This is a genomic window from Streptomyces sp. 6-11-2, from assembly GCF_006540305.1.
Classification (GTDB): Bacteria; Actinomycetota; Actinomycetes; order Streptomycetales; family Streptomycetaceae; genus Streptomyces.
Genome location: NZ_BJOR01000001.1, coordinates 5,391,316 through 5,409,351, shown reverse-complemented (window position 1 = coordinate 5,409,351; position 18,036 = coordinate 5,391,316). Strand labels below are relative to the sequence as shown.

At 70.8% G+C, this 18,036-nt stretch carries 19 protein-coding genes and 1 pseudogene; 9 read left to right on the top strand and 11 right to left on the bottom strand.

Features of this window, described 5'->3' with window-relative positions; all coding sequences use genetic code 11:
* Nucleotides 1–71: 71 nt before the first annotated feature.
* Both TNCT6_RS23815 and TNCT6_RS23810 read right to left on the bottom strand, forming a co-directional pair.
* On the bottom strand, nucleotides 72–260 hold the full coding sequence (locus TNCT6_RS23815; protein ID WP_141361933.1) for a DUF397 domain-containing protein: 189 nt from the start codon (nucleotides 258–260) through the stop codon (nucleotides 72–74).
* A complete protein-coding gene (locus tag TNCT6_RS23810) occupies nucleotides 257–1,099 on the bottom strand; it encodes a helix-turn-helix transcriptional regulator (RefSeq protein ID WP_141366765.1) in 843 nt (280 codons plus the stop codon). The genes TNCT6_RS23815 and TNCT6_RS23810 overlap by 4 nt, the downstream gene beginning before the upstream one ends.
* Before the next feature lie 194 nt (nucleotides 1,100–1,293).
* On the opposite strand from TNCT6_RS23810, the gene TNCT6_RS23805 reads away from it, so the two are divergent.
* The 4 genes from TNCT6_RS23805 (at nucleotide 1,294) to TNCT6_RS23790 (ending at nucleotide 6,970) form a co-directional block, all read left to right on the top strand.
* Nucleotides 1,294–1,746, top strand: coding sequence for an ATP-binding protein (locus TNCT6_RS23805; RefSeq protein WP_253266207.1), 453 nt, complete (start codon nucleotides 1,294–1,296; stop codon nucleotides 1,744–1,746).
* A 164-nt stretch (nucleotides 1,747–1,910) separates the two neighbouring features.
* Nucleotides 1,911–2,852, top strand: coding sequence for an ABC transporter ATP-binding protein (locus TNCT6_RS23800; RefSeq protein ID WP_141361931.1), 942 nt, complete (start codon nucleotides 1,911–1,913; stop codon nucleotides 2,850–2,852).
* Complete coding sequence (locus tag TNCT6_RS23795; RefSeq protein ID WP_141361929.1) at nucleotides 2,849–4,207, top strand: ABC transporter permease; 1,359 nt, start codon at nucleotides 2,849–2,851, stop codon at nucleotides 4,205–4,207. The genes TNCT6_RS23800 and TNCT6_RS23795 overlap by 4 nt, the downstream gene beginning before the upstream one ends.
* Before the next feature lie 3 nt (nucleotides 4,208–4,210).
* Nucleotides 4,211–6,970 carry a bifunctional YncE family protein/alkaline phosphatase family protein gene (locus TNCT6_RS23790; protein WP_141361927.1) on the top strand — a complete coding sequence of 920 codons (2,760 nt, stop codon included), beginning with the start codon at nucleotides 4,211–4,213 and terminating at the stop codon, nucleotides 6,968–6,970.
* Between the two features lie 133 nt (nucleotides 6,971–7,103).
* Here TNCT6_RS23790 and TNCT6_RS23785 read toward each other — a convergent pair whose 3' ends face one another.
* Nucleotides 7,104–7,868 (bottom strand): nucleotidyltransferase family protein, encoded by a 765-nt coding sequence (locus tag TNCT6_RS23785; RefSeq protein ID WP_141361925.1) that lies wholly within the window; start codon nucleotides 7,866–7,868, stop codon nucleotides 7,104–7,106.
* A 171-nt stretch (nucleotides 7,869–8,039) separates the two neighbouring features.
* Between TNCT6_RS23785 and TNCT6_RS41050 the strand changes: the two are divergent.
* Nucleotides 8,040–8,417: pseudogene (locus TNCT6_RS41050) on the top strand (RidA family protein); the annotation flags it as partial.
* A gap of 57 nt (nucleotides 8,418–8,474) precedes the next feature.
* On the top strand, nucleotides 8,475–8,969 hold the full coding sequence (locus TNCT6_RS41045; protein WP_253266436.1) for a GNAT family N-acetyltransferase: 495 nt from the start codon (nucleotides 8,475–8,477) through the stop codon (nucleotides 8,967–8,969).
* A gap of 16 nt (nucleotides 8,970–8,985) precedes the next feature.
* On the opposite strand, the gene pip is transcribed toward TNCT6_RS41045, so the two are convergent.
* Both pip and TNCT6_RS23770 read right to left on the bottom strand, forming a co-directional pair.
* Nucleotides 8,986–9,948, bottom strand: coding sequence for a prolyl aminopeptidase (gene pip / locus TNCT6_RS23775; RefSeq protein ID WP_141361923.1), 963 nt, complete (start codon nucleotides 9,946–9,948; stop codon nucleotides 8,986–8,988).
* 60 nt (nucleotides 9,949–10,008) lie between these two features.
* Nucleotides 10,009–10,707, bottom strand: coding sequence for a uracil-DNA glycosylase (locus tag TNCT6_RS23770; protein WP_141361921.1), 699 nt, complete (start codon nucleotides 10,705–10,707; stop codon nucleotides 10,009–10,011).
* Nucleotides 10,708–10,762: 55 nt separating this feature from the next.
* On the opposite strand from TNCT6_RS23770, the gene TNCT6_RS23765 reads away from it, so the two are divergent.
* Nucleotides 10,763–11,263 (top strand): RNA-binding S4 domain-containing protein, encoded by a 501-nt coding sequence (locus TNCT6_RS23765; protein WP_141361919.1) that lies wholly within the window; start codon nucleotides 10,763–10,765, stop codon nucleotides 11,261–11,263.
* A 59-nt stretch (nucleotides 11,264–11,322) separates the two neighbouring features.
* Here TNCT6_RS23765 and TNCT6_RS23760 read toward each other — a convergent pair whose 3' ends face one another.
* Nucleotides 11,323–11,784: a DoxX family protein gene (locus TNCT6_RS23760; protein WP_141361917.1), complete on the bottom strand. Its 462-nt coding sequence runs from the start codon at nucleotides 11,782–11,784 to the stop codon at nucleotides 11,323–11,325.
* A gap of 116 nt (nucleotides 11,785–11,900) precedes the next feature.
* Nucleotides 11,901–12,608 carry a bifunctional 2-polyprenyl-6-hydroxyphenol methylase/3-demethylubiquinol 3-O-methyltransferase UbiG gene (locus tag TNCT6_RS23755; protein WP_172633000.1) on the bottom strand — a complete coding sequence of 236 codons (708 nt, stop codon included), beginning with the start codon at nucleotides 12,606–12,608 and terminating at the stop codon, nucleotides 11,901–11,903.
* A 131-nt stretch (nucleotides 12,609–12,739) separates the two neighbouring features.
* On the opposite strand from TNCT6_RS23755, the gene TNCT6_RS23750 reads away from it, so the two are divergent.
* Nucleotides 12,740–13,006, top strand: a complete 267-nt coding sequence (locus TNCT6_RS23750; protein ID WP_141361913.1) for a DUF6343 family protein — start codon at nucleotides 12,740–12,742, stop codon at nucleotides 13,004–13,006.
* A gap of 46 nt (nucleotides 13,007–13,052) precedes the next feature.
* Here TNCT6_RS23750 and TNCT6_RS23745 read toward each other — a convergent pair whose 3' ends face one another.
* The 4 genes from TNCT6_RS23745 to rpsA form a co-directional block, all read right to left on the bottom strand.
* Nucleotides 13,053–13,415, bottom strand: coding sequence for a tetratricopeptide repeat protein (locus tag TNCT6_RS23745; RefSeq protein ID WP_141361911.1), 363 nt, complete (start codon nucleotides 13,413–13,415; stop codon nucleotides 13,053–13,055).
* 50 nt (nucleotides 13,416–13,465) lie between these two features.
* Nucleotides 13,466–14,101, bottom strand: coding sequence for a dephospho-CoA kinase (gene coaE / locus TNCT6_RS23740; RefSeq protein WP_141361909.1), 636 nt, complete (start codon nucleotides 14,099–14,101; stop codon nucleotides 13,466–13,468).
* A gap of 88 nt (nucleotides 14,102–14,189) precedes the next feature.
* Entirely contained in the window at nucleotides 14,190–15,128 is a 939-nt protein-coding gene (locus TNCT6_RS23735) for a PAC2 family protein (protein WP_141361907.1), read from the bottom strand.
* A 178-nt stretch (nucleotides 15,129–15,306) separates the two neighbouring features.
* On the bottom strand, nucleotides 15,307–16,797 hold the full coding sequence (rpsA, locus tag TNCT6_RS23730; RefSeq protein WP_141361905.1) for a 30S ribosomal protein S1: 1,491 nt from the start codon (nucleotides 16,795–16,797) through the stop codon (nucleotides 15,307–15,309).
* 321 nt (nucleotides 16,798–17,118) lie between these two features.
* Between rpsA and TNCT6_RS23725 the strand changes: the two genes are divergently transcribed.
* On the top strand, nucleotides 17,119–18,000 hold the full coding sequence (locus TNCT6_RS23725; RefSeq protein WP_141361903.1) for a class I SAM-dependent methyltransferase: 882 nt from the start codon (nucleotides 17,119–17,121) through the stop codon (nucleotides 17,998–18,000).
* Nucleotides 18,001–18,036 lie beyond the last annotated feature (36 nt).

The window sequence follows — 18,036 nt, the reverse complement described above, 5'->3', positions numbered from 1 at the left end:
TTCACCCTTGCGCCGCGCGAACACGCCGGTGCCCCGTGCCCCGAGGCGGGGGTCACGGGGCACCGCCACGTTCAGTGCCGAACGGCGAACCCGACGAATTCGGCCCAGGCCTCCGGCTCGACGATCACCGCAGGACCGGCCTTGTCCTTCGAGTCGCGCACGTGCGTGGCGCCCGACCAGGAGGCGACCTCGACGCACTCGCCGCCTTCGCCGCTGCTGTAGCTGCTCTTGACCCAGGCCCACTCGGGTACAGCGTTCATGTCTCTCCCAGCAACTTCTCAGTGAGGGCCAGCGATTCACGCGGACTGAGCGCAGCGGCACGAAGAAGCCCGTACTGCTCTTCAAGCTCCCGGACCGACTCGCGCTCCGTGTAGAGGCGGCTGTCCTTGTACGCCTCCACGTACGCGATCCTCCGCCCATCCCTGGTTTCGATCAAGGTGAACGGACCGGCCAATCCAGCGTGCTCCTCTCGCACGGTCGGCATGACCTGGATCTCCACGTTCCGCTTGTCCCCCCGCAGAAGAAGCTGCTCCAGCTGACCTCGCATGACGGTCGAATCACCCAGTGGCCTGTGCAGTACCGACTCCTCGATGACAAAGCTGACGATCGGCATCGGCGTTCGGCAGAAGATCTCCTGCCGGGCCAGTCGAGCGGCGACACGCTGCTCGATGATCTCTTCCGCCAGCAACGGACGGCGCATGGTGAACACCGCTCGTGCGTACTCGTCCGTCTGCAACAGCCCGGGCACGACCTGGTTGGCGTACACATGCAGGACGACCGCGTCGGCCTCCAACCTGGCCGCATCCCGGAAGAACGCCGGATACTGCGCCCGAGCCACCCCTTCCTTCCCCGCCTTCAACACCCCACCGGCGTTCAGCAGGTCGTCGGCCTGGTCGATGAACTTCGGCGGCGGGATCCGCCTCCCCTGCTCGAAGGAGGCGATCGTCGAGGCCGAGTATCCGACCCGGCCGCCGAACTCGGACCGGTCGAGTCCCGCCCGTTCACGGCACAGCTTCAACTGCCGTCCGAAGATGTACAGGATCCCCGAACCGGGCTCGTTCTCGCGCTCCCGCTCGTCCTCCGCCTGCGTTTCCTCCACGCCCGGCACCTCCCGTACGTACCGCTCTCGCCGAACACCGAACCCGCGCCACGACCGCTGGCGGGACCAACGCGCCGCGTGGAGGGCCGGTCACGCCTCACGCGCGTACAGTCGCGTGCCGGCGGCGTACAGCCGGTGCCGGTGGCAGCGTCACTCCTGGCCGACGTTACGTACAGGCAGCGAACGTTTACCCCATGGAATCAGCGACTTCCCCACAAAGGCGTACGCCGCGGGACCCGGCGGCGGTGCGCGAGTTCGCGATGCGGTTCACATCGACGCCGAGAGGGGCGCGGCTGGCCCGCCGACTGGTGGCGCACCGGCTGAGCGAGTGGGGGCACCCGTACGCCTCGTCCGTGAACGAGACCGCCACGCTGGTCACGGCGGAACTGACCGCGAACGCCGTCCGGCACGGTCATGTCCCCGGCCGGGACTTCCATCTCCGGCTCACGGAGAGCCGGGGCACCCTGCGCGTCGAGGTCACGGACACCCGCACCGAGCGACTGCCCACGCGCGAGGAGCCGTGTCCTGACGGGGAGTCGGGCCGCGGACTGCTGCTCGTCGAGGCTCTGTCGGACGACTGGGGTGTGGTTCCCCGACCGGCCGGTCCCGGCAAGACCGTATGGGCGGAGTGCGCCTGCCCCGTATGACCGGCATGCCGTGCGGGCCCCAAGTGGACACCGTACGTGCCGACTGTGCGGGCGTTGTCGTGGGCACGATCTCTGCATTCCGTTCCATGAGCGTTCAACTCGCGGTCCCCGCACGGGTCGTGTGCCGTCCCTACGGTCCTTGAGGCCTGCGAAGGAAGGGACTCATGGACACACTCCTCGCGATCCGGGCGAGCGGGACGACCAAGTGTTTCGGCGATGTCGTCGCGCTCGACGGCGTCGATCTGACCGTGGAGCGGGGAAAGATCCACGGCTTGGTCGGACCGAACGGCGCCGGCAAGACGACACTGCTCGGCCTGCTGCTGGGCCTGGCCGTCGCCGACAGCGGGTCCCTCGAGATCCTGGGGACGCCGGTCGGTCGGGCGCCGGCCGCTCCCGACGGTGTCGCCGGGTTCGTGGACGGGCCCGGCCTCTACCCCTCGCTCACCGCACGGCAGAACCTCGCCGCGCTGGCCGCTCTGCGCGGCCTCGACGCGCGGACGGCGGGGATCGACGACGTGCTCGACCAGGTCGGGCTCACCGATGTCGCCCACGACCCGGCCCGCGGCTTCTCCCTCGGGATGCGTCAGCGGCTGGGACTCGCCGCGGCCCTGCTCACGAAACCCCGGCTGCTCGTGCTCGACGAACCCGCCAACGGCCTCGATCCGGCCGGCAAGAAGCACGTGCACGGTGTCCTCACCCGGCTCGCGGCGGACGGGACCTGTGTCGTGCTGTCGAGCCACCGCATGGAGGACCTGGAGGCGCTGTGCTCCGAGGTCACCATCCTGGCCACCGGCCGGGTCGTCTTCTCCGGCCCGCTGAGCAAGCTGGCCGCCGAGAACCGTGAACTGGACTACCGGCTGCTCACCTCCGATCCCCGGACCGCCCGCCGGATGGCCGCCGGCACGGCCGGGATCCGCGTCGTCGACGGCGCCGGGACACGGTACGGCACCGAGACGCTCGTCGTGCGCGCGCCGGTGCCCGCTCTCGACGAACTGGTGGCGCGGCTCGTGGGCGCGGGCATCGCGTTGCGCGAACTCGCCCCCGTGGTGTCGCCGTTGGAAGCCGCGTTCCTCGCCCTGACCGAGCAGCAGGAGGCGGACCGATGACCGCGACCGCCACGCACGAGCAGGCCACCGGTGCCCGCCGCATCCCGGTGACCCGCGCCTACCGCTTCGAACTGGTCAAGCTGGTCTCGCAGTGGCGGATTCGCCTGCTTGTCCTCGCCTGCTGGATCGTGCCGGGGCTCTTCGTCGCCGCGGTGAGCCTGCAGAGCACGCTCCCCTCCGACACCCTCTTCGGCCGCTGGATGCACGCCACAGGATGGGCCGGACCGCTGGTGATGCTCGGCTTCGCGGGCACCTGGGCGCTCCCGATGCTGACCTCGGTGGTCGCCGGCGACGTGTTCGCCGCCGAGGACCGGCTCGGCACCTGGCGCCACCTGCTCGTGGCGGTCCGTTCGCCCCGGCGGATCTTCGCGGCGAAGACGCTGGCGGGCCTCACCGTCATCCTGCTGCTCGTGGCCGGACTGGCCTGTTCCAGCACCGTCGGCGGCGTCCTCGCGGTCGGCAACCAGCCGCTGGTCGGCCTCGACGGCCATCTGCTGACGCCCGCGGACGCCGCCGGCAAGGTCCTCCTCGCCTGGCTCTGCGTACTCGCCCCCACCCTGGCCCTCGCCGCGATCGGACTGCTCGGGTCCGTCGCGCTGGGCCGGTCCCCGATGGGGCTGCTGCTGCCCGCGCTCGCCGCGCTCGCGATGCAACTCGCCCAGATGCTGCCACTGCCCGTCGCCGTGCGCCTCGCCCTGCCCGGCTACGCCTTCATCGCCTGGAACGGCCTGTTCACCAGCCCGGCGCAGCTCGGCCCGCTCCTGATCGGCATCGTGGTCGCCCTGGTGTGGACGGTGGCCGCCACGGCCCTGGCGTATCTGCTCTTCCTGCGGCGCGACTTCACCAACCCCGCCTACGACGGCTCCGGGCGCCGCGCGATCACCACCGGGCTCCTGCCGCTGGCCGGGCTGACCGCCCTCACGGTCGCGGTCGTCGCCGTGGCGACGCCGTCGACGGGCTGCGGAGTCGAGCAGGACAAGGTGCAGCGGTCGGTCGCCACGGCGTTCGCGCACCTCTACCGCATACAGACCGAGCAGCTCAACCGCCCAGAGGTCACCGAGGCGCGGCTGCGGGTCACGGCGGCGTGCGACAAGGGCGGCGGCCGGCTCGCCGCGCAGGGGCCGGGCAACGACTGGCGCTGCGTCGTCACCTGGCATCTCCCCGGCGTCGAGGCCCCGGGGACGGCCGTCTACCAGCTCGACGTCACCGCGGACGGCCGGTTCGTGGCCGACGGCGACGGACCGAAGGAAGTGAACGGCTACTTCCTGGTGCGGACCCCGACCGGGGACACACCGAACCCGCTCTGGCAGTTCGACGGCAATGTCGAGCTGCTCAAGACCACTCCGAAGGGATGATCCATGCAGGTAACCCGGCGCCGCCGGCATGTCGAGACGAAGCAGGTCGGCCTGCTCGGCAGACATTTCAACCGCCGGACCTCTCTGGTGACGGCGTGCATCGCCACGGCCGCGCTGGTCGTCTCCGGTACCGCTTTCGCCGAGACGCACCAGTTCGGCACCCAGCAGGTCGGCCAGATGACCGACCAGGGCCTGGTCGTCTCCAGTGACCAGTACATCGCCCCGTACGGCGACCGCCTCGTCATCGACAACGGCAAGATCATGTCGTCCTCGGTCAGCCCGGACGGCAGCCACGTCGCGGCCTCGGTCACCGACGGTGGAATGGCGCTCGCCATCGTGGACCTGAAGGACTGGAAGGTGCAGCAGCTCGTCGGCAACAACGCGTCGGCGAATCTGCGCATCAGCGGCAACGACGTGGGCCAGGAAGGCCCCACATACTCGCCCGACGGTTCGCAGCTGTGGCTGGGCCAGGCCGACGGCTACACCAGGTTCACCGTGAACCCGGACGGCAGCGTCGCCAACCCGACGTCCGTCAAGATCCCGGCGGACGGGTCCAAGCGCGCGCTGGTGGGTGCGGCGGTGTTCTCGGCCGACGGCTCCACCGTGTATTCCGCGGTCAACGGCCAGAACCGGGTGGTCGCCATCAACGCGGCGACCGGGGCCATCGAGCAGAGCTGGGCCGTGGGCAACGCCCCGCGTGGCATGGTCCAGGTCGGCACCAAGCTCTACGTCAGCAACGAGGGCGGGCGTCCGGCGAAGCCCGGCGACACCACGATCAACTCGTACGGCACCCAGGTGCCGGCCGACCCGAAGACCGGTGCCACGACCACGGGCACGGTCAGCGTCATCGACCTGGCAAACCCGTCTGCCGCCGTCGGGAGCATCGACGTCGGTCTGCACCCGACCGCCGTGTACGCCAAGAAGGGGGCGGTGTTCGTCACCAACACCGCCACCAACGACGTGTCGGTCATCGACACGCGCCGCAACAAGGTCGTGCAGACCATCGCCACCCAGCCGTGGCCGGAGGCGTCGGTGGGCTACCACCCCAACGCCGTGACGCTCACCGACGACGGTCATCTGCTGGTGACGCTCGGCGGCGCCAACGCGGTCGCCGTCTACCGGTACACGTCCCCGCAGGAACCGGTCAGCTATGTCGGACTGCTCCCGACGGACTACGTCCCCGCGGAGATCGCCACCGTCGGCAACGAGGTAGTGGTCTCCAACACCCGTGGTATCGACGCCCGCCGCCCCACCAACAGCGCCGGGCACGGCACCCACGACACGACGTCGAGCGTGCAGCGGTTCACGCTGCCGGACGACCACGTCATCAAGTCCGAGACGGCCAAGATCTTCAAGCGGAACGGCTGGACCAACGGCTCGGTCAAGCTGGCCCGGGGCAAGGGCCTGGGCCGGACCCCGGTGCCGGTCCCGACGAAGCTCGGCGACCCCTCGACGATCAAGCACGTCTTCATGATCGTCAAGGAGAACCGGACCTACGACCAGGTCTTCGGCGACATCCCGCAGGGCAACGGCGACCCGTCGCTGACGCAGTTCGGCGAGAACGTGACGCCGAACCAGCACGCGCTGGCCAAGCAGTTCGGGCTGTACGACAACACGTACGACATCGGCACCAACTCGGCCGAGGGTCACAACTGGCTGATGCAGGCCGACAACCCGGAGTACACCGAGTCCTCGGCCGGTGAGTACGTGCGCAGCTACGACACCGAGGACGACGCTCTCGGCCACCAGCGGACCGGCTTCCTCTGGAGCGGTGCGCAGGCGGCGGGCAAGACCGTACGAAACTTCGGCGAGTTCCACCAGTTCCTGACCAAGCCGGCGGACGCGACCTGGCAGAACCTGTACTGCGACAGCAAGAACATGGAGGCGACCGGTCAGGACACCGCCTACACCCTGAAGTCGTCCTCCCCGATCCCGTCGCTCAACGACGTGTCGGTGCCCGGCTTCCCGAAGTACGACCTCAGTGTCCCGGACGTCTACCGGGCCCAGATCTGGAAGCGTGACTTCGAGAAGAACGGGCCGGCGAACCTGAACATGTTCTGGCTCTCCAGCGACCACACCGGCGGTCCGGCGAGCGCAGCCGCTCAGGTCGCGGACAACGACCTCGCGGTCGGCAAGATCGTCGACACGATCTCGCACAGCAAGTACTGGAAGGACTCGGCGATCTTCGTTGTCGAGGACGACTCCCAGGCCGGCCTCGACCACGTCGACGGCCATCGGGCCCCGATCCAGATCATCAGCCCCTGGGCCCAGCACGGCACCGTCGACAGCCGCTACTACTCGCAGATCATGATGATCCGCACCATCGAGCAGATCCTCGGGATCCACCCGATGAACCAGAAGGACAGCGCGGCCAGCCCGATGCGTGGGGCGTTCACCGAGCGGCCGGACTTCACGCCGTTCACCACTCTGCCCAACCGGACCCCGCTCACCGATGGTGTGAAGACCGCGCCTTCCTGCGGTCTGGACACCCCGGCGCCGCAGAACCCCAAGGCAGCGGCCGTGGCGCCGGCGACGGTGCCGGCGGACCAGCAGGCGGTCGCGGCGAAGTGGGACAACTGGAAGTCGAAGCAGCGGCTGACCGGTCCGAACGCCAAGCCCGACTTCGCGAACCCCGCCCAGATGAACCACTTCACCTGGTACGAGACGCACGGGTGGAGCAAGCCGTACCCCGGCGAGAAGAAGATCTTCGCGCCGGAGGACGTGCCGGGCGCGTACATCCCGTCGCCGGAGTCGGACGGCTGACGGCTGACGGCTGACGGCTGACGGCTGACGGCTGACGGCTGACGGCTGACGGCTACTTGATCGCGTGAAGGGCCCCTCGCCGGCATCACAGCCGGCCAGGGGCCCTTGCGGCTCACGTGTCAGGCCTCCCTTTTCACACCTTCGGCATGCAGCCGCCGAGCAGGGCTTCGGCGTCCGTGAGGGCGCCGGTCAGGGTCCCGGGTCCCGGGTCGAGTCCCGCCACGATGTCGTCGACCGCACGCAGGCCCGCGCGGCGGGTCAACCCCTTGTCGTTGGTGGTCCACTCGCCCCGCGCGGCCAGTACCGCGTGGGCGGTCTGGGTCGCGGCCAGGGCGATCGCACCAGCGACCTGGGTGAGGTCGCCTTTCGGGGCGTGTCCGGACTTCGCGTAGGCCAGGGTGGCAGTGGCCCGTCCGTACCAGTGTCCGGGCGCCGAACGTCGAAGGGCGGACGGGTAGGCGGCGGGGCGGGGCAGCTCGCCGCGCAGCACCCGGTTGACGGCGAGCTCCGCGACAACCAGATAGCTGGGGATTCCCGCGAGATGGAACAGCAGCGGCTCCACGCGGAACCGCCCTTCCTCCGCCTCCGCGCACTCGTGCTCCACCACGTCCAGGTCGCGGTAGTGCACGTCGACACGCCGACCGCCGATGGTCAGCCAGGCGCCCCCGTTGAACACACCCCCGCCCCATCCGCCGATCTCGGACACCTCGCCCTCCCAGCCGACGGCCCGCAGATCGGCGGGGTCGAAGCGGCCGCGGTAGTAGACGGCCAGGTCCCAGTCGCTGTCGGGCCGGTGGGTGCCCTGAGCACGAGAGCCACCGAGAGCCACCGCGCGGACTCCGGGAAGGGCGGCGAGGCGGTCGGCGGTGGTGTCGAGGAACGAGGAGTCACGCGTCACCGTCTCTGACTACGCCGACCAGCACCGCGGCGCCAGCGAATTTCCGCTTGCGGCCTGCGGCGAGGGCCTGAAACCGGGGCGGTTCCTCACGGTGGCCGCGGCCCTGACCGCCAATTCGTGTGGCCGCGGTCCCGACCACTAATTCGGCTGCACCGCAGAGGATGGCCGCGCATGATCGGGAAGTTGCCCGTGTCCGTCCCCGTCCAGGAGCTCGCCGTGATCCGTCGTGTCACCGTCCCCAGCCTCTTCGCGCCCCCCGCCTACTCCCACGCCTGCGTCGTCGAGACCGGGACGAGGCTGGCGTTCCTGGCCGGATCCGTGCCCCTGGATGCCCGGGGGGAACTGATCGGTGCGGGTGATCCCGTGCGCCAGGCCGAGCAGGTGATCGCCAATCTCACCGAGCAACTGCGCGAAGTCGGCAGTGACTTGGCGCATGTCCTGGTGACCGACGTGTACGTCGTCAGCAGCGAGCCCGCCGTGCTCTCCGCCGTCTGGGAGGTCGTCGAGGCGTCCGGACTCAGCACGGGACCGCACGCGTCGACGCTGATCGGGGTCGCCTGCCTCGGGTACACGGGGCAGCTCGTGGAGATCACGGCGACGGCGGTGGTGCCGGAGACGGAAGAGGGCGCGCGGGACGCGAGTACGGCGAACGGTGTCGTGCTGCGGCGGGCCGGTGGGGCGGATGCGCGGGACGCCGCCGACGTGTGGCTGCGGTCCTTCGCCGCCGCGCTGCCGGGCGTTGTGAGGCCGCACTCCGACGACGCGGTGCGCGCCTGGTTCCGGGACGTGGTGGTGCCGCGGCAGGAGACCTGGGTCGCCGAGGCCGGCGGTGACAGCGGCGTCGTGGGGGTCATGGTGCTCGACGACGACATGCTGGAGCAGTTGTACCTCGACCCGGACTGGCGTGGACGCGGCCTCGGCGACCGTTTCGTGGCCCTCGCCAAGGAGCGCAGGCCGCGGGGCCTTTCCCTGTGGACCTTCCAGGTCAACCGGCCCGCCCACCGCTTCTACGAGCGTCACGGCTTCGTGGCCGCCGAGTACACCGACGGCGGCGGGAACGAGGAGCGGGAGCCGGACGTACGGTACGTGTGGCGGCCGTGAGACCGGGCCGGGCCGCCTAGCGTCGGGCGTACTTGTCCGTCGCGGCCACCAGGGCCTCCACCACGCCCGGTGCTCCCGAGTCGTGACCGGCCTCGTCCACGACGGTCAACTCACTGTCCGGCCAGGCCCGGTGGAGGCGCCAGGGGGTGCCGAGGAGGTTGCCGAAGTCGAGGCTGCCCTGGACGAGGGTGCCGGGGACGCCCTTGAGCCGGTGGGCGTCGCCCAGCACCACGCCCTCGTCGTTGCCCTCGCCGAGGAAGTGGTCGTTGCCGAAGTAGTGCGTGACCGTACGGGCGAAGCCCATGCGGAACGCGGGGTCCTCGTAGCGCTCGACGGAGCGGGGCGGAGCGGGGACGGTCGCCGTCTCCCAGTCGGTCCAGGCGCGCGCGGCCCGCTCGCGCACCGCCGGGTCGGGCGACTCGATCAGCCGGTTGAAGGCGGCCGCGAGGTTTCCGGCGCGGTCCGGCTCGGGCAACTCGGCGAGGAACCGCTCGAAGGCCTCGGGGAAGACCCTTCCCAGGCCGTGGGTCAGCAGGGTCACCTCGGGGTTGGAGCCGGTCGCGATCCCCGTCAGCACCAGCTCGGAGACCACGCCGGGACGCGTCTGCGCGTAACGCAGTCCCAGCACCGATCCCCACGAAGCGCCCCACACCAGCCACCGCTCGACGCCCAGCTGCCGCCGCAGCAGCTCCAGGTCGGCCATCAGGTGCTCGGTCGTGTTGACGCTCATGTCGGTGCCGTACACGCTCGCGTGCGGCGTGGAACGGCCGCAGCCACGCTGGTCGAGCAGCACGATCCGGTACGCGGCCGGGTCGCAGTAGCGCCGGTGACCCGGCGTGCACCCGGAACCCGGCCCGCCGTGCAGCATCACCGCCGGCTTGCCACGGGGGTTGCCGCAGACCTCCCAGTACACGCGGTTGCCGTCGCCGACGTCGAGCATGCCCTGGTCGTACGGTTCGATCTCCGGATACAGGCCCATCGGGGCACCGTAACGGGCGTACGGCGGCCGCGTCGTCTCATTTCCCCAGGTGACAGGGGGCTACTCGACCGGAAGCCCTGCCACTTGAGCCGCCGTCCGCAGGACGTCCCGGAGCATGCCGGGGGTGAGTCTGCCGGTGAACGTGTTGCGCTGGCTGACGTGGAAGCAGCCGAAGAGGTCGAGGCCGTCGAGGGACACCCGGGTGCCGTGGGCGAAGGGCGGGCGGGGGCGGGGTACGGGCCAGCCGGCTTCGGTGAAGGCCGGGAGGGCCGCCTGCCAGCTGAAGGCGCCCAGGAGGACCGCGGCGCGGAGGGTGGGGCGCAGCAGCGTCAGTTCCTGGACCAGCCAGGGGCGGCAGGTGTCGCGTTCGCCGGGGGTGGGTTTGTTGGCGGGGGGCGCGCAGTGCACGGGGGAGGTGACGCGTACCCCGTACAGCTCCAGGCCGTCGTCGGCGGACGTGGAGGTGGGCTGGGAGGCCAGGCCCAGCTCGTACAACGCCTCGTACAGCACGTCGCCGGAGCGGTCGCCGGTGAACATGCGGCCAGTGCGGTTGCCGCCGTGCGCCGCCGGGGCCAGTCCGACGATCAGCAGGCGGGCGTCCGCCGGTCCGTAGCCCGGTACCGGACGGCCCCAGTACGTCCAGTCGGCGAACGCGGCCCGCTTGGTGCGGGCCACTTCCTCCCGCCAGGCGACCAGCCGCGGGCAGGCCCGGCAGCCGGCGATCCGCTCGTCGAGGGCGGCGAGGCTGCTGCTGTCCATGGCTCCACGGTAATTACCTCCGGTCCGGAGCGGTCGGGCCGCTAAGGTCGGATGCATGGCTTCGCAGGACGACCGAGACGTGGATCCGAAGACCGCCGCCGCCGTCGCCGCCGCCGAGGCGGCCGGGCCGGCGAGCGGGGAGAACGTGCGGATCGACAGCTGGATCTGGGCCGTCCGGCTGGTCAAGACCCGCTCCGTCGGCGCCACCGCGTGCCGGGGCGGGCATGTCCGGGTGAACGGGGAGCGGGTGAAGCCCGCCCACGCGGTGCGCGTCGGTGACGAGGTGCGGCTGCGGCACGAGGGCCGCGAGCGGATCGTCGTCGTCAGGCGGCTGATCCGCAAGCGCGTGGGCGCTCCCATCGCCGTCCAGTGCTACGTCGACAACTCCCCGCCGCCCCCGCCTCGCGAGGCCGTCGCCCCGATCGGCATCCGCGACCGCGGCACCGGCCGCCCGACCAAGCGCGACCGCCGCGAGCTGGAACGCCTGCGGGACCTGGGCGGTCCGGGTGGTTCCGGAGGCGGCCCGAGCCCGGGGAGCCGTCCGAAGGGACGGTGAAGCCGGTCCAGGCGCGTCGCAGTCCGGTCGCGCCGCCGCCGTCCGGACGGTCGGGCCCGTCACGCCTGCCGCCGCACCAGCCGCAGCAGCCGCGCGTTGTGGTCCCGACGGGCCCAGGCGATGACCGCCAGCGGAACGATCAGGACGATCGGGGTCGCCGCGTTCTGCCCGCCGAAGGCGGTCAGCTGCACGATGAACGCCCCCACCATCAGCGCGCTCAGCGCCACCGCCGACACCGACTGGAGCACCGGGATCAGCAGCGCCACGCCCCCGGCCAGCTCCAGCACCCCGATGCCGTACATGCCCGCGCTGCCCCAGCCCATCTCGTCGAAGATCTCGACCGCCGACGGATGCGCGATGAGCTTGGGCAACGCGCTGGCGAACACGAAGAACAGTCCGAGCAGCACCTGCACGCCCCGCAGCGCGACACGGGCGGCGCGGCGGCCGGAGGCGGGCGTCTCGGTGGCGACGGACGCCGGGACGGACGTGGTGGGTGCGATGGGCGCGATGCGCTCGGACATGTGGGTCTCCCTGTGTGCGGCGATGAGCAACGGCTGTCGTGCTTTCGCAGGGGTAGACCGGTCCGCGCCCCGGAACTCATCGCTGTCCGGGCTCCGTCATCGCTGTCCGGGCTCCGTCAAGGACGCTCCTTCCGCACCTCCGGAACCGCCCGAACCCACGTCCCGTCCTCGGTCAGACACCTGTCCACCCTCAGGCCCGCCTCCGCCAGCGCCTCCTCGAACTCCTCCTCGGACAGCGGCCGGGACCTGAAGGTCTGGGTCCAGGTCGCGTCCGGGAACACGTACTCCGCGCGGACCGCGTTCACCCCGTCCCCGACCGGCTCGGCCGACAGGATCCGCACCGTGAAGCCCGCCGGGTCCATCCGCTCGCGCGGCACATTGATGTGGTAATCGCCGCCCTCCCTCTGGATCAGTACGCAGCCGCCCTCCGCGACATGCCGTGCGCAGGTGCGGAGCAGCCCGCGCCGTACCTCGGGGTCGCCCGTGTGCACCAGGAACGACGCGAGCACCACGGCGTCGAAGGTCTCCCCCACGTCCAGACGCTCGATGGGGCTGCATATGGTCCGCGCCCCGCGCACCCGCTCCAGCATGTCCGGTGACTCGTCCACCGCGGTGACGGTGAAGCCGCGCTCCAGCAGCGGACGGGTCACGCGGCCCACACCGCAGCCCAGCTCCAGGATGTGCGCGCCCACGGGCACGACCGCGGCGATGACGTCCGGCTCGCTCCCCACGGGCAGCCGCGCGTACAACTCCACCGCGCAGCCGTCCGGCGTGATCGCTCCCGGTCCCGTCCCCTGATGACCCTCGCGCATTCTCAGCTCCATGCCCGGACAACGGCCCGCCTCCGCACGGCCGTTCCCCTCCCAGCCTGATTCACCCGTCCGAGTGAGGCCGGCACGGCTTTGGAGTGCGGCCCGGGCCAGAGTTACGTTGCAAGGAGGAGTGGAGATCGGCGATGCGTACAGGCAGTGAACCCGCCACCGCGCGCAGTGCCCTGCGGGCGCGGTTCTGGCTGAGTGTGTGGGGGCTGGTCTGGGCGGGCTTCGGCACGGTGATCTTCGTGCTGGTCGGACGGCCCGGCTGGGCGGCGGCCTGCGGGGTGCTGTGGCTGGTGATGGCCGTCGACCTCACGGTGGTCGTCCGGCACCTTCGGCAGGGTCCGCACTACCAGCCGGGGCGGGACGTACCGCCGTACTGGCCGCCGGACGACCGACAGCGGTAGCCGCCGGCCGCCGGCCGCGCGAAGGACGGCCGGCCGCGGGCGGCCGTCAGGTGTCGAACCGCGCCCGTTGCAGGTACTCCGGGTTCGGGTCCAGCGCGGCGGCCAGCCGGAAGTGGCGCCTGGCCTCGTCGGGGCGGCCCTGCCGCTCGTAGGTGCGGGCGAGTGCGAAGTGCGCGTACGCGTTGTCCGGTTCGCGCTCCAGCACGATGGTGAACTCCAGCTCCGCGGGCCGGAGCTGGGCGGCTGCGAAGAAGGCGCGGGCGCGCAGCAGCCGGGCGGAGGTGTTCTCTGGATGGGCGGCTATGACCCGGTCGAGCAGCTTGACCGCGCCCCGCGGGTCCCGCGCGGCGAGCAGCTTCTCGGCGGCGCGGTAGTCGATGACGTGGGTCTCCGGAGTACGTTCGGGCACGACTGCTTCCTTCCCTGGCCGAGGTGGTTCAACGCCCCGGCCGGGCAGCCCTATTCCTGGGATCCCTGTTCCCGGTACGCCCGACGGGGCGTGTGCGCCCTGCGGACCAGCTCCGCCCAGACCTCCCGCACCCGCCGCTCGAGCCGCTCCAACGGTACGTCGTTGTCGATGACGATGTCCGCGATCTCCAGGCGCTTCTCCCGGGTCGCCTGCGCACCCATGCGCGCGCGTGCGTCCTCCTCGGTCATCCCGCGCAGCCGCAGGAGCCGGTCGAGCTGGGTCGCCGGGCTCGCGTCCACGACGATCACGAGGTCGTAGAGCGGGGCCAGGCCGTTCTCCGTGAGGAGCGGGACGTCGTGGACCACGACGGCGTCCTCGGCGGCGGCCTCCTCCAGTTCGCGGGAGCGGGCGCGCACCAGGGGGTGCACGATCGAGTTCAGGACGGCCAGCTTCCCGGAGTCGGCGAAGACGACGGAACCCAGCCTGGGCCGGTCCAGGCTCCCGTCCTCGGTCAGCACGTCCGGGCCGAAGGCGTCGACGACCGCCGCGAGGCCGGGCGTGCCCGGAGCGACGACCTCGCGCGCGATGCGGTCGGCGTCGATCAGCACCGCCCCGCACTTCACGAGCAGCCGCGACACCTCGCTCTTACCGGCACCGATGCCCCCGGTGAGGCCCACTCTCAGCATGAGCGGCAGCTTAGGCCCTGTCCCCGGCGGCCCGCCCGCCGGGCGGGCACCACCTCTTGCCCTCCCCCGCCGGCTCACGCACCCCGCGTCAGTTCTCGCCCTCCCGCTCCGCCAGGAAGCGTTCGAACTCGCGGCCGATCTCGTCCGCCGACGGGATCTCGACCGGCTCGGCGAGCATGTTGCCCCGGGTCTCCGCGCCCGCGGCGGCGTCGTACTGGTGCTCGAGGCCCTGGACGAGGGAAGTGAGCTCCTCGTCGCCCTCGCGGATCTGCCGGTCGATCTCGGTCTGGGTGCGGTGGGCCTCGTTGCGCAGGGCGTGGGCGACGTTCGGCAGGACCAGCCCGGTGGCCGAGGTGATGGCCTCCAGGGCCGTCAGCGCCGCGTCCGGGTACGGGGAGCGCGCGATGTAGTGCGGCACGTGCGCGGCCACGCCCAGCACGTCGTGCCCGGCCTGCATCAGGCGGTACTCCAGCAGCGCCTCCGCGCTGCCCGGCACCTGTGCCTCCTCGAACGGGCTGCGGTGGCCCGGTACCAGGTCACTGCGGTTGCCGTGCGGCGTCAGGCCCACCGGGCGGGTGTGCGGGACGCCCATGGGGATGCCGTGGAAGTTCACCGACAGGCGTACGCCGAGACGCTCGACGATCTGCCGTACGGCCGCCGCGAAACGCTCCCACTCCACGTCGGGCTCGGGCCCGGACAGCAGCAGGAACGGCGCGCCGGTGGCGTCCTGGACGAGACGCACCTCGATGCCCGGCACCTCGTACTCGGTCCAGCGGTCCCGCTGGAACGTCAGCAGCGGGCGGCGGGCCCGGTAGTCCACGAGCCGGTCGTGGTCGAAGCGCGCCACGACCTGGTGGGGCTGCGAGTCCAGCAGCCGATCGACGATCTGGTCGCCGGTCTCCCCCGCGTCGATGTATCCGTCGAAGTGGTAGAGCAGGACAAGGCCGGCCGACTCCTGGGCGAGCGCCATGTCGACGACGGCCAGACCCTTCGGCTCCCATGCGTACAAACCCTGCGGATCAAGCACTGTGTGACCGCCCCTCCTCGTATTCGTAGGTTCACAACGAGCTGTGGGACGTTCGCATTCCCCGTCGGCCGCAAGTGGCCGCGAGGTACCCCGAACAGCCCGAAGGGCCGCACCCGGAACGGGTGCGGCCCTTCAAGTCATCGGCTGAGCCTCAGCGGCTGGGCCCCTGTGCGGGAGCTCAGCTCTGGCCGCCGGCCAGCTTCTCGCGGAGCGCGGCCAGCGCCTCGTCCGACGCCAGGGCGCCGGAGTTGTCGCCACCCTCGGAGGAGTACGAACCGCCGGACGCGGCCGGAGCGGCGGCCTCGCCACCCTCGGCGGCGGCAGCGGCGTCCGCCTCGCGGGACTTGATGACCTGCTGCTGGTGCTGCTCGAAGCGGGACTGCGCCTCGGCGTACTGGTGCTCCCACGCCTCGCGCTGGGTCTCGTAGCCCTCGAGCCAGTCGTTGGTCTCGGGGTCGAAGCCCTCGGGGTAGATGTAGTTGCCCTGGTCGTCGTAGGACGCGGCCATGCCGTACAGGGTCGGGTCGAACTCGACCGCGGACGGGTCGGCACCGAAGGCCTCGTTGGCCTGCTTCAGCGAGAGGCTGATGCGGCGACGCTCGAGGTCGATGTCGATGACCTTGACGAAGATCTCGTCGTTGACCTGGACGACCTGCTCCGGGATCTCCACGTGGCGCTCGGCCAGCTCGGAGATGTGGACCAGACCCTCGATGCCCTCGTCCACGCGGACGAACGCACCGAACGGAACCAGCTTCGTGACCTTGCCGGGCACGACCTGGCCGATCTGGTGGGTGCGGGCGAACTGCTGCCACGGGTCTTCCTGGGTCGCCTTCAGCGACAGGGAGACGCGCTCGCGGTCCATGTCGACGTCGAGAACCTCGACGGTGACCTCCTGGCCGACCTCGACAACCTCGGACGGGTGGTCGATGTGCTTCCAGGACAGCTCGGAGACGTGGACCAGACCGTCGACGCCACCCAGGTCCACGAAGGCACCGAAGTTGACGATCGAGGAGACCACACCGGAGCGGACCTGACCCTTCTGGAGGGTCGTGAGGAACGTCTGGCGGACCTCGGACTGGGTCTGCTCCAGCCAGGCACGGCGGGACAGGACCACGTTGTTGCGGTTCTTGTCCAGCTCGATGATCTTGGCCTCGAGCTCCTTGCCGACGTACGGCTGGAGGTCGCGGACACGGCGCATCTCGACGAGGGAGGCCGGGAGGAAGCCACGGAGGCCGATGTCGAGGATGAGACCACCCTTGACGACCTCGATGACGGTACCGGTGACGATGCCGTCCTCTTCCTTGATCTTCTCGATGGTGCCCCAGGCACGCTCGTACTGGGCGCGCTTCTTCGAGAGGATCAGGCGGCCTTCCTTGTCCTCCTTCTGGAGGACAAGGGCCTCGATCTCGTCGCCGACGGCCACGACCTCGTTCGGGTCGACGTCGTGCTTGATCGAGAGCTCGCGGCTCGGGATGACACCTTCGGTCTTGTAACCGATGTCGAGCAGGACCTCGTCCCGGTCGACCTTCACGATGACGCCGTCGACGATGTCGCCGTCGTTGAAGTACTTGATCGTCTCGTCGATCGCGGCGAGGAAGGCTTCCTCGTTACCGATGTCGTTGACCGCTACCTGCGGGGTGGTGGCGGTGGTCTCGGTGCTGCTCGTCATGTGGGAAAGGGCTCCGGTACGGACATTGAAGTCGTAGGTACTGCATTACGCCGGGAGCCCGTTTCGCTCTGCAGAAGCCGGACAGCCAAGGAAGCGTCACACAAAATCGGTGACGCCTCGACAACCGAGGGGACATACAACAGATGCGAGCGCAGCCTGCTCCGTCTGAGGCGCGCAGGCCCGCAGCGCAACTTGTAGCATACGGGGGCAGCCGGGCAGGGTCAATGCGCGAAGCCGCACAGCCGGGGCAGATCACCCCATATCCGGCAGAAAACCCGTCTCCCGAGGCCACGCAGAGCCGAGTCGGTCCCTTTGTTGACAGTGCCGGGACCGACCGGACGGGAGAGCCCGCAGATTAGTACGAGGGAGCCGATCATCCAAGAGTCAGCACCGTCCGAACAGTTCGAACCGGCCGAACCGGAGGCCACCCGGCGCGAGGCCGGTGCCGCGGAGAGCTCCCGGGCCAACCGGGGCTGGTGGGACCGCAACGCGGACGAGTACCAGATCGAGCACGGCACGTTCCTCGGCGACGACCGTTTCGTGTGGGGACCGGAGGGCCTGGACGAGGTGGAGGCGGGGCTGCTCGGCGACCCCGAGGACCTCAAGGACAAGGACGTCCTGGAGATCGGGGCCGGCGCGGCGCAGTGCTCGCGCTGGCTGGCCGGGCAGGGGGCGCGCCCGGTCGCCCTGGACCTGTCGCACCGCCAGCTCCAGCACGCGCTGCGCATCGGCGGAGCGTTGCCGCTGGTGTGCGCCGACGCGGGCGCGCTGCCGTTCGCGGACGGCTCCTTCGACCTGGCGTGCTCGGCGTACGGGGCGCTGCCGTTCGTCGCCGACCCGCGCGCGGTGCTGCGGGAGGTGCGCCGGGTGCTGCGGCCGGGCGGGCGGCTCGTGTTCTCGGTGACGCATCCGATCCGCTGGGCGTTCCCGGACGAGCCCGGCCCGGAGGGGCTGTCGGTGTCCGGCTCCTACTTCGACCGCACGCCGTACGTCGAGCAGGACGAGGACGGCCGCGCGGTGTACGTCGAGCACCACCGGACCGTCGGGGACCGGGTGCGCGACGTGGTGGCGTCGGGCTTCCGGCTGGTGGACCTGGTCGAGCCGGAGTGGCCGGCCTGGAACACCTCCGAGTGGGGCGGCTGGTCGCCGCTGCGCGGGAATCTGATCCCGGGAACGGCGATCTTCGTCTGCGTACGGGACTGAACGCGGGAGTGAGTGCGGGACCGGGGGACCAGGTGC